General features: G+C 59.2%; 1 pseudogene. It reads right to left on the bottom strand.

Going from position 1 to position 218, the window contains the following annotated elements:
- Positions 1-6 precede the first annotated feature (6 nt).
- Positions 7-218, bottom strand: a pseudogene (locus AF337_RS15420) (amino acid ABC transporter permease); the annotation flags it as partial.

Raw genomic sequence — 218 nt, 5'->3', positions numbered from 1 at the left:
GCGCCGCTAGGCCCATACCCTCAGCGCCCGTTCCATCCGGTCGGCGGCGTAGGTGACGAGATAGGCGATCACCATGTAGATGACCACAGCGATCAGGAAGGCTTCGAGGTAGTAGAAGTTCAGCGCGGCGGTCAGCTGCGACTGTGCGAAGATGTCGACGACCTCGATGGCAAATCCCAGCGACAGTGCCTTCATGATCACCATGATGGAGTTGGCAA

It is taken from the genome of Rhizobium ecuadorense, from assembly GCF_001187535.1.
In the GTDB taxonomy this organism is placed as follows: domain Bacteria; phylum Pseudomonadota; class Alphaproteobacteria; order Rhizobiales; family Rhizobiaceae; genus Rhizobium; species Rhizobium ecuadorense.
Note: the sequence above shows the minus strand (reverse complement) of the source record. Positions and strands in the feature narration are given on the sequence as shown.